12 protein-coding genes are annotated in these 14,290 nt (G+C 39.5%); 5 read left to right on the top strand and 7 right to left on the bottom strand.

Going from position 1 to position 14,290, the window contains the following annotated elements; translation table 11 throughout:
- Positions 1–464 precede the first annotated feature (464 nt).
- Positions 465–980 (top strand): hypothetical protein, encoded by a 516-nt coding sequence (locus LQZ76_RS07785; RefSeq protein WP_230099160.1) that lies wholly within the window; start codon positions 465–467, stop codon positions 978–980.
- Between the two features lie 118 nt (positions 981–1,098).
- On the opposite strand, the gene LQZ76_RS07780 is transcribed toward LQZ76_RS07785, so the two are convergent.
- The 5 genes from LQZ76_RS07780 to LQZ76_RS07760 form a co-directional block, all read right to left on the bottom strand.
- Positions 1,099–1,341 carry a type B 50S ribosomal protein L31 gene (locus LQZ76_RS07780; protein ID WP_168721711.1) on the bottom strand — a complete coding sequence of 81 codons (243 nt, stop codon included), beginning with the start codon at positions 1,339–1,341 and terminating at the stop codon, positions 1,099–1,101.
- Positions 1,342–1,467: 126 nt separating this feature from the next.
- Positions 1,468–2,742, bottom strand: a complete 1,275-nt coding sequence (murA, locus tag LQZ76_RS07775; RefSeq protein WP_230099159.1) for a UDP-N-acetylglucosamine 1-carboxyvinyltransferase — start codon at positions 2,740–2,742, stop codon at positions 1,468–1,470.
- A 349-nt stretch (positions 2,743–3,091) separates the two neighbouring features.
- The gene (pyrG, locus tag LQZ76_RS07770) at positions 3,092–4,705 is read right to left on the bottom strand and encodes a CTP synthase (protein ID WP_230099158.1); all 1,614 of its coding nucleotides are present in this window, start codon (positions 4,703–4,705) and stop codon (positions 3,092–3,094) included.
- Between the two features lie 182 nt (positions 4,706–4,887).
- On the bottom strand, positions 4,888–5,472 hold the full coding sequence (gene rpoE, locus LQZ76_RS07765) for a DNA-directed RNA polymerase subunit delta (RefSeq protein ID WP_230099157.1): 585 nt from the start codon (positions 5,470–5,472) through the stop codon (positions 4,888–4,890).
- A 48-nt stretch (positions 5,473–5,520) separates the two neighbouring features.
- Positions 5,521–5,955 (bottom strand): YwiB family protein, encoded by a 435-nt coding sequence (locus LQZ76_RS07760; RefSeq protein ID WP_230099156.1) that lies wholly within the window; start codon positions 5,953–5,955, stop codon positions 5,521–5,523.
- A gap of 111 nt (positions 5,956–6,066) precedes the next feature.
- On the opposite strand from LQZ76_RS07760, the gene LQZ76_RS07755 reads away from it, so the two are divergent.
- From LQZ76_RS07755 to yidA, 3 genes are read left to right on the top strand one after another with little or no spacing between them, the layout of a single operon-like run.
- Positions 6,067–6,867, top strand: a complete 801-nt coding sequence (locus LQZ76_RS07755) for a lipoate--protein ligase family protein (RefSeq protein ID WP_230099155.1) — start codon at positions 6,067–6,069, stop codon at positions 6,865–6,867.
- Positions 6,868–6,879: 12 nt separating this feature from the next.
- Positions 6,880–8,247 (top strand): HD domain-containing protein, encoded by a 1,368-nt coding sequence (locus LQZ76_RS07750; protein WP_230099154.1) that lies wholly within the window; start codon positions 6,880–6,882, stop codon positions 8,245–8,247.
- Between the two features lie 15 nt (positions 8,248–8,262).
- Entirely contained in the window at positions 8,263–9,066 is an 804-nt protein-coding gene (yidA, locus tag LQZ76_RS07745; RefSeq protein ID WP_230099153.1) for a sugar-phosphatase, read from the top strand.
- Between the two features lie 418 nt (positions 9,067–9,484).
- Here the strand turns inward: yidA and LQZ76_RS07740 are convergent, their stop codons facing one another.
- Positions 9,485–10,642 carry an AI-2E family transporter gene (locus tag LQZ76_RS07740; protein WP_230099152.1) on the bottom strand — a complete coding sequence of 386 codons (1,158 nt, stop codon included), beginning with the start codon at positions 10,640–10,642 and terminating at the stop codon, positions 9,485–9,487.
- Between the two features lie 110 nt (positions 10,643–10,752).
- Complete coding sequence (locus LQZ76_RS07735) at positions 10,753–13,494, bottom strand: YhgE/Pip domain-containing protein (protein WP_230099151.1); 2,742 nt, start codon at positions 13,492–13,494, stop codon at positions 10,753–10,755.
- Positions 13,495–13,634: 140 nt separating this feature from the next.
- Here LQZ76_RS07735 and LQZ76_RS07730 point away from each other — a divergent pair, with 140 nt between their 5' ends.
- Positions 13,635–14,252 carry a TetR/AcrR family transcriptional regulator gene (locus tag LQZ76_RS07730; RefSeq protein ID WP_230099150.1) on the top strand — a complete coding sequence of 206 codons (618 nt, stop codon included), beginning with the start codon at positions 13,635–13,637 and terminating at the stop codon, positions 14,250–14,252.
- Positions 14,253–14,290: the final 38 nt, after the last annotated feature.

Here is a 14,290-nt window from a genome sequence, read left to right as displayed (position 1 = left end):
AATAATCGTAGAAGTAAAACAAAATTGGGTGGCAAGAGTCCGGTAAAATACCGGCTACTTGCCACCCAACAAACAATATAAAATTCGGTCCAACTTTTGGGGTTCAGTGCAGACGGAGATATTTGGTTGTGCTCGCACGTTTTAGCCGAAATATGCGGGCTTTGCATGTTAGCGTTTTGAAGTTAGGCGGAACTATTCTCTGAACAATGTAATTAAAAAGTTATACACATGTGTATAACTTTTTAATTATTATTTTTTCAAATCCATATATATATGCAAGCTACATCAAATAAAAATCCAGTCAGCATAAATTTCTGACTGGATTTTTATTTTTCGCCATTTTATCGTCTTTTAAAATATCGATATTTTATATTTGTGTTTATTATATCGATATATTATAATGAACTTGCTAGCAAAGCTAAAATATAAAACACCGAAGCAAATATCGAAAGGAAGAATATAAAATGAAAAAAATGATTTTAACCCTTAACCTCAACGACACCAACTTAACTGCTGAGCAACTTTTAACGGCGGTCAATAAAATGGTTACTGTTACTAATAATCAAGTAATTAACGATGACCTCTTAATCACCGCCACCCCCAAAGTTCGTACCCGTGCTTTGAAATACTCACCCGAACTCGCTGAAATGATACGAACTGATTACACAGCCTACTTAAACGGTACGCGTGATAAATTCATTTTGGCGCAAGAAGCGCAACACCATGGTTTATCAGTCACAACCATAAAAAAAATTCTTGGTGATTTACGTAAGCCAAATCAAAAATATCAAGCAAATTATCAAAAATTAGATAATTTCAAAGTAAAAAAAGCTCCAAAATTTGATAAAGAAGCCACGGTTGAAAAAACACCGTTCACTAAATTTGAAAAAGCTGCTAAAACTAAGACCGATAGTACTACTACCAAAGCCACCAAATTTGCTAAATATCAAGAAGTCATGGCCACAAAGCACGCTGAATAGTTGCATATTAGTTTAATAATAAATACCGGCCACAATTATATTGCCAATTGTGGTCGGTTTTTTATGTTAATTTCGGCAAAGAAAAAAGGCACGCGATAAATCGCATGCCTTTTGGGTCTTACTTGAGACCGTATTTCTTGTTGAACTTGTCGACTGCACCGTCGGCTTGAGTGAACTTTTGCTTACCAGTGTAGAATGGGTGTGAATCTGAAGTGATTTCAACACGGATCATTGGGTAAGTAGCACCTTCAAACTCAACAGTTTGATCAGTAGTCTTAGTTGAACCTGACTTAAACATGAAGCCAGTAACTGAATCAACAAACACAACTTCGTGGTATTCTGGGTGAATTCCTTGTTTCATAAATTTGCTCTCCTTAATGCCCTGATTCATGCGCTGAACCAGAGTCAGTCTCGATGTTATAACATTAACTCTAACATATTACCATATTCCGCTATTTTCGACAACCATTTACAGGTGTCAAAATTATTAATCTTCGTCGTCAATAATTTCAACGTCAGCCGTTAATTGGGTTAATTTCCAAACAACGCGATCGTAACCACGTAAAATGTGGTCAGCACCATGAATAACAGTTTGACCATCGGCTAATAAACCGGCAATCATTAAGGCTGCTCCGGCGCGAATTTCAGCAGCTTTAACAGAACCACCAACTAAATTACGGCTTTCATTGACGGTAATTACACCTTCAACTTCAGAAGCAATATCAGCCCCTAAACGACGTAATTCAACGATGTGTTTAACCCGTTTTGGATAGATGGTATCAATAATTTTACTTTCACCACCGGCAAGTAACAACGCCGCCGTTAATGGTTGTTGTAAATCCGTGGCAAAACCAGGATATGGTGATGTCTTAACGCTTATTGGTGTAAACGTATCTGTTTTAGGGACGTAAATTTGATCTTCATCAATTTTAAGGTCAACCCCCATTTCAATCATTTTTGAAGTAAATGATTCTAAGTGTTCCGGAATGATATTGTGAACCGTAATCCCATCACCAACAGCCGCTGCAAGTGATAAGTACGTTCCTGCTTCAATCCGGTCAGGAATAATTGTGTGCGTTGCACGCGATGCCAAATAAGGGACCCCTTCAATCCGAATTACGTCCGTTCCAGCACCGCGAATTTTGGCACCCATGTTATTCAAGAAAGTTGCGATATCAATAATTTCTGGTTCTCGCGCAGCATTTTCAATAATTGTTTGACCAGGTGCTTTAACTGCCGCCAAAATAATATTGATTGTGGCTCCAACTGAAACTAAATCAAGGAAAATGCGGGCCCCATGTAAACCTTCAGGACCTGTTGTGATAAAGATCGTATCATCTTTTTCTTCAACTTCAGCCCCCAAAGCTTTAAACCCTTTAATGTGTTGATCAATTGGCCGTGGACCAATGTTATCTCCACCAGGGAAAGTTACTGTTGCCCGACCAAAACGACCAAGCAAGGCCCCCATAAAGTAATATGACGCCCGTAAACTCTTGATGGCCGTACTTGGTAAGGCCGCTTCTTGAATTTCGGTTGGGTTAATATCTAAAACACTGTGTTCAAATTTAGAATCAACATTCATTGAATCTAAAATAATTTGTAAATTGTAAACATCGGCAATGTCCGGCACACTGTCAAATTGTACCGGTGTATCTGCTAAAATCGCTGCGGGAATCAAGGCCACTGTAGAGTTTTTGGCGCCACCGATTGTGACGTCCCCTACTAGCCGGTGACCACCATTAATAATCATTTTTTTAGTCATTTTATTTGTACACCTTTAAAAGCTAATTATTGTGTGTTGATTGATTTTATACACACCATCCATCGTATATGCGTGGCTACATATATTACTAAATTTTACATATATTTTCATAAAATAACAACTAGCAAGTAAACATTCTCATGATAATGCCATAGTTTTTAAGTTTTTACGAAATTAACTGATAGAACAACCTTTAGTTTAAGATATTTTTCATCAAAATCAAATTACTTAACTAAATGATTACTTTTTTATGATTAAAAAAGTTTAGTCATTTTAATTCAATAATAAAGAAAAAAGCTGTTAGAAAATGAAATTTCCTAACAGCTTTTCTGTATATTTATTTACTGAACTATTTTGCTTCGTGTTGTTGTAAAGCAGTCGCTACAAAGGCCGCAAACAATGGTGCTGGGTGTTGTGGACGTGATAATAATTCTGGGTGGTATTGTGCTGCCACGAAGTAATCTTTATCAGGAAGCTCAATTACTTCCATCAAACGGTTATCAGGTGACACCCCTGAAAATACCATGCCGGCGTCTTCAAATTCTTGACGGTAGGCGTTGTTGAATTCCCAACGGTGACGGTGACGTTCTTGAATTTGTTCAACATTACCGTAAGCCGCAGCTGTCTTAGTACCAGCTTTCAATACGGCTGGGTAAAGACCTAAACGTAAAGTTCCACCAAGATTTTCAACATCTTCTTGGTCGGCCATCAAGCTAATGATTGGCGCATCTGTTTCTGGATCAAGTTCAGTTGAGTTAGCGTTTGTGTGACCAAGCACGTTACGCGCAAATTCAACTGAGGCAAGTTGCATTCCTAAACAAATTCCCAAGAAGGCGACGTTGTTTTCACGAGCGTACTTGATTGCCAAGATTTTACCTTCGATCCCACGCGGACCAAAGCCACCAGGCACAACAATCCCATCAGCATCAGCAAGTAATTCTTCGTAGTTATCGGCAGTAACTGTTTCGGCATTGATGTGCTTGATGTTAACATCAGCATCAACAGCGTAACCACTGTGCTTTAAAGCTTCGTTAACTGAGATGTACGCATCTTGCAAGTCAGCATACTTACCAACAAGGGTAATATTAACCGTCTTGTGCAAGTTCTTAACGTGGTCAACAAGCGCTTGCCATTCAGTCATGTCAGCTTCTGGTGCATCAAGACCTAATTTAGCTAATACCACATCATCCATCTTTTGACGTTGTAAGTTCAATGGAATTTCGTACAATGAATCCACGTCCATTGATTCGATAACAGCTTCTGGCTTAACGTCAGTGAATAAGGCTAACTTTTCACGCATGCCGTCTGAAATTGGTTGTTCAGTCCGTAAAACAAGCATGTCTGGTTGAATTCCGAGTGAACGTAATTGTTGGACTGATTGTTGGGTTGGCTTAGTCTTCATTTCACCGGCCGCCTTCAAGTAAGGCACCAATGAAGTGTGAATGTAAAAGACGTTTTCTGAACCAACTTCAGACTTCATTTGACGCAATGCTTCCATGAATGGCATTGATTCAATATCACCAACCGTACCACCAACTTCAGTAATCACAATGTCAGCATCCGTTGTTTGAGCGGCACGCATCATTTTTTCTTTCAATGCACCAGTGATATGTGGAATAACTTGAACCGTAGCTCCTTGGTAATCCCCACGACGTTCTTTAGCCAAAACTTCTGAGTAAATCCGTCCAGTCGTTACGTTTGAGTATTTGTTTAAGTTAATATCAATAAAACGTTCGTAGTGACCTAAGTCAAGGTCAGTTTCCAAACCATCATCGGTAACAAAAGTTTCACCGTGTTGGTATGGGCTCATAGTACCAGGGTCAACATTAATGTATGGATCAAACTTTTGGACCGCAATTTTAAATCCGCGGTTTTTCAAAAGTCGTCCAAGTGATGCTGCGACAATTCCCTTTCCAAGTGATGACACCACACCACCGGTAACAAAAATGTACTTAGTTGCCATAAAATAAAAATCCTCCTCTGGTTCCCATGAAAACAATATTTAAAAATAAAAAAGCTCCCAACTCAAGTTGAATTGGGAGCTAGTTAATAACTATCTGAACAGCCCTTACATTAGTAAGGAGCCCTAAAATATACTACACAAGTCATCGCTGATAGTCAAGCACCTAACCTGCTTTTACGTGATTATTTTTCTTCGTCAGAAAACTCTTCGTCTTCTTCATCACTTAACTCAGATAATTGACCTTCAATACCGTCTTCTAACATGTCTTCATCTTCGTCATCGACGTCGTCAAAGTCGTTAGCAGCCTTTAATTCTTCATCATCATCTTCGTCATCGTCAACGTCGTCGTCATCGATATCACCAAAATCATCATCTTCTGGATCATCATCGTTGTAGTCGATAACGTCATCATCGTCAGCTGAATCATCAAGGAAGGCGTTAACCTTCTTACGCTTCTTCTTACGTGCTGGCGCATCATCTTCATCATCTAAGTGGACGGCTTCATCAATTGAGTCAATCGCATACCATGAACGAAGTCCCCACATATTATCTCCAAGGGAAATAAAACTACCATCGACATTCAAATCAGTATAAAACTGTGACAACCGTTCACGAATCTCTTCATCACTCTTGCCTAAAAATTGTTGAACCTCATTTACCAAGTCAGCAAAGGCTAACTTTTCGCCGTGATCAGCTAAGACTGCGTGAGCAACCTCGATCAATGAGAGTTCTTCTTTATTTTGGCCATCAAATTTTGTAAGTTCCAAAATTAGCACGTCCTTTCAGTGTCTTAATATCCTTGCTATTTTACCTTTTTATTGAACAAATTGCAATCGAATCTTGTATTGTCCGACAACTTCTTCGCCAGTAATCAATTCATAATCAATTTGTGCCGCTCCTAAGAGAGGGGCATCTTGATAACTAAAGTTTACCATTTTAGTGCGGGTCGTGATATCCATTAATCCAGCCGGCGTAACATATTTAGTGGTTACCAACTCGTTAGGATTAAATACTAACCGCAAATCAGAACTGGCATGGCGCCGTAATTGGGCGGTCCCATCCCCAGCTAATTTAACCGTTACGGGAATTTTACCAAGCGGATTAGTTTCTTGATAACGAATATAAATCTTATCTCCCATTTTGAAAAACTGTCCCACTTCATTGAATGAAAATGATTCAGCTTTTCCTTCTTGTTCAATATGTGTCTTAATTTCTACGTTAACCGGAATACCGGCACTCTTTTCGGCCATTTTTATACCCCTTTCATTACTGTCTATTTTATTATATACGAAACATTAGTTATAATGTACTTATAGAAACTAATATTTAGCTAATAAGCTTAAGTTCGGTGGAGGTGCCAAATGTCAGTGCCATTTTCAGCCATTACATATTTACACAATGACTTTACCAATGAAGTGCCATTTATGAGTAGTGTTTATAATCAGAGTCTGTATTCGCATGTTGATGCTGATAATGCGATTTTACATATCTGGACCACGCCCAAACAAGTTGCGTTAGGCCCGCGTGATAAACAGCTCCCTGACTTTCCCGCCGCCATAGCTTGGTTAGCTGCCAATGATTATACCATGTATAACCGGAATGCCGGTGGTTTAGCCGTAATTGGGGATGCTGACATCTTAAATGCCAGCTTGATTTTCCAACAACCGGAACAACCGCTCTCAATTGACGCTGCTTACCAACTTGTGGTCACCTTACTACAAAAAACTTTGCCAGATTTAACGCTAACAACTGGTGAGGTGCCCACTTCATATTGTCCGGGAACGTATGATATTAGCGTTAATGGGCAAAAAATTGCTGGTTTGGCCCAACACCGTTATCAAAATAAAATTGCGGTATCGTTTTATTTAAGTATCGCTGGTGACCAAGCATATCGCTGTGAAATCATTCGGCAAATGTATCTGATTGGGCTACAAAGCCCGGTCATTACCGCACCCTATCCGGATGTCCAGGTAACTTCAATGACTACTTTAGCGGCCTTAAATACTAATTATTCACGGGTAACTGTGATTAAAAATTTAACGCACAATTGGTTTCCGATGACCCCTTTTGATCGTACTTTAATTAGTAATGCGACTTTGCAACACCATATCGATCGTCTCCAACGCCGTCAATCAGCTGCGATTGGCGCCCTTAACAACTAGAAAGGCTACCTAATGGAGCAATATTTAACTCAAAAGCTACGTAAAGAAACCGTTTTACGTGATCCGATTCACACGTATGTCTATGTCCACCATCAAATTATTTTGGATTTGATTAATACCAGTGAATTTCAACGGTTACGGCGCATTAAACAACTGGGCATCGCAAGCTTAGTTTTCCCTGGTGCAGAACATTCACGGTTTACGCACTCACTAGGTGTTTATGAAATTACTCGCCAAATTACCAATCACCTGGAACAAACGTATCCCAGTCAAGAACTTGGCGATGGTTTATGGGATGCGAGTGAGCAAATGATTACTTTAATCGCCGCCCTCTTACACGACCTAGGCCATGGACCCTACTCACACACGTTTGAGCACATTTTTAAGACCGACCATGAGCGTTATACCCAATTAATCATTACATCGCCAGGAACGGAAATTAACGATGTTTTAAAGAAGGTCTCACCTGACTTCCCTCGTCAAGTTGCAGCCGTTATTAATAAAACGTACCCCAACCCCCAAGTCGTCCAAATTATTTCTAGTCAAATCGATGCCGATCGTATGGATTACTTACTCCGCGATGCGTATTTCACCGGTGCTAGTTATGGTTCCTTTGATCTTTCTCGCATCATGCGCTTAATTAAGCCTTACAAAGACGGCATTGCCTTTTCAATTGCAGGAATGCACGCGATTGAAGATTACGTAGTTAGTCGTTACCAAATGTATCAACAAGTGTATTTCCACCCCGTTAGCCGCGCAATGGAAGTTATTTTAACGAGCTTGCTACGGCGGGCCAAGGATTTATATACAAAGTCCTTAACTGATAAAGCCGTTGATAGCTCATTTATTCCCGCCACATTATTACCTTTTTTCAGTGGGCAAAGTACCCTAGATGACTACTTAATGCTTGATGACGGCGCTTTAATGACGTATTTCAATGCTTGGCAAACGGTTGATGATCCAATTTTAAGTGATTTAGCGAGTCGCTTTTTGAATCGTAAACCATTGAAATCCGTGCTTTTGACAACAGAATCCAATAAATATATTCCCGTTGTCAAAGACTTAATTCAAACAGCCGGCTTCAATACGAATTACTATACGGCGGAAAATGATAGTTTTGACATGGCTTATGCAATTTATCAACCGAATAGTAAAAAGCCATTCACGCAGATTGAATTAATTAATCCTGATGGTACGACCGTTGAATTATCAACCTTAAGTCATTTAATTCAAGCCTTGGCCGATAAACAAGCTGGTGATCGCCGCTTCTTTTTCCCAAAAGAAATGTTATCAAACCCTGCGGATGATTTATTTAGTGGGATATACGTTGACTTTCAACAATACTTAAATAATAATTACCTTAAAGCACCAAAAATTTAATCTAGGAGATTTTTAATGAGCATTAAATTAGTTGCAATTGATATTGACGGGACCCTTTTGAATGAGAACAATGAGTTAACCCAACGAACAATTGACGCCATTCAAGCAGCCACTGCCAAAGGAGTTAAAGTTGTTCTAACAACCGGACGCCCATTGACTGGTGTAACCCCTTACCTCAAAGCCCTTGGGTTAGCGGGTGATGATCAATATGTCATCACTTTTAACGGGGCCCTTGCCCAAACCGTTAGTGGTAAGGTTTTGACGAAGGAAACGATTAGCTATGCTGACTACCGTGATATCGAAGCTTTAAGTCATGATTTGGATGTTAAATTCCACGTTGAAGATGAAGAATTAATTTACACTGCTCACCAATTAATTCCTAAATACTCAATTGCAGAGTCATTCTTAGTCCTTATGCAAATCAAGTACGTTCCTGTTGCTGATATGGCTGAAAAAGACTATTCAAAAGCAATGATGATTGACGAAAAAGAAGTTATTGATCGAATTGAAAATGCTGTACCGGCTGAATTCCACGATCGGTTCTACATTGTTCGTTCAACTCCGTTCTTCTTAGAATTTATGAACAAAGACGCTTCTAAGGGGAATGCATTAGCCGCCTTAAGTAAAAAACTTGGTATCAAACAAGACGAAGTAATGTCTTTAGGTGACCAAGGTAACGATATGACCATGATTAAGTGGGCTGGACTTGGAGTTGCGATGGGGAATGCCATTGATGATATCAAAGCCGCTGCCAATGAAATCACCGCTCCTAATTCTGAGGATGGGGTTGCGCAAGCGATTGAAAAATTTGTTTTATAGAGTGCGAGCCTTAGCGGGAGCTTCTGAGCACTAACAACAAATGGTGAAATACGGGCTATGTATTTTAATCATTTGGAAGTTAGGCACAGGAAGGTGCTAAGGCGAGCACGTTTAATAGAGTGCGAGCACAATCGGTAAATATCGAGTACTAACAAAAATCACGCAATATGCGGGTTTTGCATGTAAGTGATTTAAGGTTAGACGGAGATATTTGGTTGTGCGAGCACGTTTGATAGAGTGCGACAAGCCATGAGAATCACCGTAGCATACTAGCGATAACCGATGACTCGGGCTTTGAGTCGTTGAGTTATTGCGTATATGCTTAGGAGATTGTGGCTTGGAGCACGTTTTGATAGAGTGCACCCAAAAAAGGACGTTATCGAAGTTTTATCTTCGGTAACGTCCTTTTTCTTATCATTTAATCTTGGTTATGGGGTTGCAATACTTCGACTTCAATATCATCGTTAATAACTGCATGATTATTTTGAACTTGATATAAGTTCCACCCAAATTCGACAACTGTTCGCACAATTGCATAGAATGGAATTGCTAAAATCATCCCCGGAATTCCAGCAATATTACCCGCTGCGAGCAAAATAATAATGATGGTTAATGGGTGAATTTTCAAAGTTTTCCCAATAATATTAGGGTAGACGAAGTTACCATCAACTTGTTGGACAATAATAACAATTACAACCACCCACAACATTTGCCATGGACCAATAGTAATGGCCACCAATAATGATGGAAAAATTCCTAAGTATGGACCAACATATGGAATAACGTTGGTAATCCCTGCCACAATCCCGAGTAACAAGGCATATGGTTGGCCAATAATTAAATAGCCAATACTTGTAAATACGGCAATAAACAAGCATTCAATCACTTGGCCGTTAATATATTGCGCAATCGTTTTTGACATTTTCTTTAATAAACGTTCAATCGCATCGGCCTTGCTAGGTTCAAAGAACTTTTTAATACTTGGTAAGAACTTATCCCCATCATTAAGCATGTAAAAAACCATAACAGGCACGGTAATGGCCGTAATCGTAATACTAGTTAGCATGCCAACCACAGTCCCAATACCGTTAGCCGTTCCCAATAAAAAGCCTTTCGCGTATTTACTAATTTGCTTTTCTAATGAACCAGTGCTGACATTTAGATCAAGCCGTTTAATCCATTTAGTATGCAGTATATGGTTCACTTGCTCTTGTAGCGTGCTCGTGAACGATGGGATATTCGTTAGTAGTTTAGAAACTTGCGTGATTAATTGTGGAATCACTAACATTAAAATCCCAACAATCAACAGTAACACTGCTAACATTACCAAAGCAACTGCTAACGTATGTGGTAGTTTATGCTTTTTAACCTGAATCTTTTCAACTAATTTAACAATCGGATTTAAAATATAAAAAACAAAGCCCGATAAAATTAATGGTAAAAAAATCGTATCGATAAAAATCCCAATCGGTTTAAAAATAAATGAAATTTGTGTACAAATAAAAATAATTACTACGACAACAAGTAGTTCTAATGACCAGAATAATATTTTGGAATCACGTAATTTATTGAACATGTCTTTATCCCCTCATAGTTCTATTACTACTAGGTTATCAGAGTTAGCACTCCGTTACCAATAAAAATACCCCTAAAGTCGTTGCCAACTTTAAGGGTATTTTTTAAATGCTATGCTTTTGCAGCATCTTGATCTTTTTTAATTTCTTGTTCAGCCCAGTTACCGGCTAAATTTTTCTTTTGTAAGTGATTCATACCAAGCCAGAGAAGTCCTAAACTTACAACCATGATGAGGATAAGCACCCCAGCTGATTGCATAATTTGAACGCTTCCAAGACCACCTGTTAAGGCTTCACGTAACCCAAGAATTGAGTACGTCATTGGTAATAATGGACTAACAAAATTGTAGAAACCACTTTGAACTTGTAATGGGAAGGTCCCACCGGAACCACCAAGTTGGATCATCAATAGGACCATGGCCAAGAAACGACCTGGATTGTCAAAGGTCATCGCCAAAAACATTACTAAGTACATTGCTGTTAATGCGAAGAGACATGCCATGAAGAAGGCTTCAAATGGGTGATCTGGGTGAATTCCACCAAGATACATCAAACCAACTTCAATAACACCCATCGCAATGGCAACAATCGCACCAATACTAATCTTACTTGCAAACCAACCAGTCGTTGTGCCACCAAGTTCGTAACGTCGACGAATTGGGTAGATAAAGTTAAATACCAATGCCCCAACGTACAATGCTAATGAAAGCACGTATGGTGCCAAGGCATGACCGTAGTTTGGCACGTAACTATAGTGCGTGTGGTGCAAGGCGGTTGGTGTGGCAAACATTTTAGCTGTCTTATCAGTGAATGTGACGTTGTTAATTTGCTTAGCACCATCTTGTAAGGCAAGCGTTAACTTACCTGAACCATCTGATAATTGACCAGCTCCATCAAGTAATTTACCTGAGTTAGCGTTCAATTGGTTGGCCCCGTTAGCTAATTGGTTAACCCCATTGGCTAATGTTGGTACCTTACCATTTAATTGACCAAGGCCACTATTCAATTGGTTAGCACCACCGGCAAGTTGGTTTACACCACCGGCCAAAGCTGGCACTTTACCATTTAATTGACCAAGACCACTATTTAATTGGTTAGCACCACCAGCCAGTTGGTTTACACCACCGGCTAAGGCTGGAATCTTACCGTTTAATTGACCAAGACCACTATTCAATTGGTTAGCACCACCAGCAAGTTGATTTACACCACCGGCTAAGGCTGGAATCTTACCGTTGAGTTCGTTGGTTCCGGCCACTAATTTTTGACTCCCTGGTGCCAATTGTGTAAGGCCATTAGTTGCTTTAGCAAGGCCCGCATTTAATTGCGCCGCTCCACCATTTAATCCAGTTAACCCTTTGTTAACTTGATCAAATAAACTAGTTTGGCCAGCACCGACCCCGTCAATACCTTTACTCAATTGATCAATACCACCACTTAAGTTATCTAACTGAGTAGGCAATCCGTTTAAAACAGGCTCAACAAGCGCCATATCATTTTGAACCGCTTCATTCATAGTAGCAAATTGGGGTTCCAATGCTTTTAGTAAAGCACCTGTTTGGGCATCAGAAATACCAACTTGTTTAGCCGCACTGCTAATCACGGTTGCTAAGCCACTAACTGCCTTAATTTGTTCTTGTAAATCTGCAATCGCCGCTTTTTGTTTATCGCTCAAGTTCGCACCAGCAATTCCAGCTTGGAGTTTCTTAACCCCAGCTTGGAGACCCGCAATCCCATCCGTTAAGGTTGGGGCATTGGGATCCTTTGATGATCCTTGTTGTGCTTTAATAGCAGCTTGGAGCTTATTAAGCCCTTGTTGTAACGTGGCACTACCTGCATAAGCAGCTGGTAACCCCGTTTTAGGATTATTAAGTTGGCTGATACCACCTGCTAATTTGGTAGCCCCATTATTTAATTGACCAACGCCAGCTGATAATGGACCAACGTTTTGTTGTAATTGGCCTAATCCGTTAACGAGTTGACCTGAACCATTCGTTAATTGGCCAACGCCAGCTGATAATGGGCCAACGTTTTGTTGTAATTGGCCTAAACCATTAACTAATTGGCCAGAACCATTCGCTAATTGACCGACACCAGCTTGGAGTGGACCAACTTTACTTTGCAATTGGCCTAAACCGTTTGCAAGTTGACCGGCACCACCAGCAAGTTGGTTAACTCCACTAGCAAGCGGACCGACACCTTGTTGTAATTGGCTAACACCAGAACCGATTTGGCTAACCCCGCCAGTATACGTTTTAAGACCGCTGTTCAATTGGTTAGCCCCGTTATTTAACTTAACCGAACCATCGGCGGCTTTTTGGAAACCAGCACCCGCTTTTTCAACTTGAGCAAACATCGCCTTAGCATACGCTTGGGTGATAGCACTCTTGATCTTATCGTTAACTGCTTTGGCCCCTTGTTCTGAGATAACACTCCCAATATAGTTCAATGAATCATTTGTTTCATACGTCAAATTCATCTTCTTAGGATTTTTATCTAGTAACGTTGTGGCATTTTTAGAGAAGTTTTCGGGCACAATAATTGTTGAATAGTACTTCTTGTCCTTCATCCCTTCTGCTGCTTGTTGTTTAGAAACAAAGACCCACTTTAAGTCTTTATTTCCTTTAAGTTGATCAACTAATTGTTGACCAGCTGCAATTTCTTTTCCATTGAACTTAGCGGCACGGTCTTCATTAACAACCGCAATCGGCAAGTTACCAGTACTACCGTATGGATCCCACACTGAACGTAGGAAGAAGATACAGTACATAAATGGAATAAACGAAATCGCCATCAAAGAAATCATTAACACACGATTACTTTTAATCGCGGCAAACTCACTCTTAATCATCTTCATCTCAATGCCATCCTTTATTTAATCTAAGCAATAGTCTATAATAAATCATAAATGAACGCAATATACAATATTTGACATAATGTTCAATAAATGTAAAAAACTGTTTGAATTTATGTTTGAATATTTGAAAGGAAGTCAGTATGCGCCAAAATCAACGTGTCCAACAAACCCAGCAAAAGCTCAAAGATGCTTATATTACCCTCTGTGATCGTGATGGCATCAACAACGTTACCATCAGCAATCTCGTTAAAGAGGCCAATCTTAGTCGTGGAACTTTCTATGTGAACTATAAAGATCTCGATGCCTTATTAGAAGAAATCCAAACTGAATTATTCGCCAACATTCTTAGTGAGTTTCAAACTAAAATTAGCGACAACTCAATCTATAACGAAATTTTTGTCCAAAATAATTCAAATGATAGTGTCTATTTATCATTTTCAAACGTCTTGAATTACATCTACAATAATATTCGCATGATTCGCGTCCTCGTGCTCAATGCTGAAAATCATGAAGTCTTAACGCGGGTTAAACACCTTATTGAAAAGTATTTTATGGAAAGTGTTCACAATAACAATGGCCATATGACCCCCGAACTCCCCGATGATTACGCCCGGCAATTATTAGTTGACTGTCTCTTTAGTATTGTCATTCATTGGATTAAAAAACCAAACCCTGAGTCTCCTGAAGAAGTTGCCCGCATTATTGCGGCTAGTCGGCGCTTAGCTCCACAAAATCTAATTATTAATCCAACTGTCTAATATTTAACAACTAGTCTTAATATGTTTAATCATACCTA

The sequence above is a fragment of the Periweissella ghanensis genome (genome assembly GCF_918814755.1).
Classification (GTDB): Bacteria; Bacillota; Bacilli; order Lactobacillales; family Lactobacillaceae; genus Periweissella; species Periweissella ghanensis.
The sequence above is the reverse complement of the archived record's forward strand: the minus strand, read 5'-3'. Positions and strand labels throughout refer to the sequence as shown.

Bases quoted from the DNA above. Each gene is read 5' to 3' on its own strand.
- LQZ76_RS07785 (WP_230099160.1), top strand. From the start codon at position 465: ATGAAAAAAATGATTTTAACCCTTAACCTCAACGACACCAACTTAACT.
- LQZ76_RS07780 (WP_168721711.1), bottom strand. From the start codon at position 1,341: ATGAAACAAGGAATTCACCCAGAATACCACGAAGTTGTGTTTGTTGAT.
- murA (WP_230099159.1), bottom strand. From the start codon at position 2,742: ATGACTAAAAAAATGATTATTAATGGTGGTCACCGGCTAGTAGGGGAC.
- pyrG (WP_230099158.1), bottom strand. From the start codon at position 4,705: ATGGCAACTAAGTACATTTTTGTTACCGGTGGTGTGGTGTCATCACTT.
- LQZ76_RS07760 (WP_230099156.1), bottom strand. From the start codon at position 5,955: ATGGCCGAAAAGAGTGCCGGTATTCCGGTTAACGTAGAAATTAAGACA.
- LQZ76_RS07755 (WP_230099155.1), top strand. From the start codon at position 6,067: ATGTCAGTGCCATTTTCAGCCATTACATATTTACACAATGACTTTACC.
- LQZ76_RS07750 (WP_230099154.1), top strand. From the start codon at position 6,880: ATGGAGCAATATTTAACTCAAAAGCTACGTAAAGAAACCGTTTTACGT.
- yidA (WP_230099153.1), top strand. From the start codon at position 8,263: ATGAGCATTAAATTAGTTGCAATTGATATTGACGGGACCCTTTTGAAT.
- LQZ76_RS07740 (WP_230099152.1), bottom strand. From the start codon at position 10,642: ATGTTCAATAAATTACGTGATTCCAAAATATTATTCTGGTCATTAGAA.
- LQZ76_RS07735 (WP_230099151.1), bottom strand. From the start codon at position 13,494: ATGAAGATGATTAAGAGTGAGTTTGCCGCGATTAAAAGTAATCGTGTG.
- LQZ76_RS07730 (WP_230099150.1), top strand. From the start codon at position 13,635: ATGCGCCAAAATCAACGTGTCCAACAAACCCAGCAAAAGCTCAAAGAT.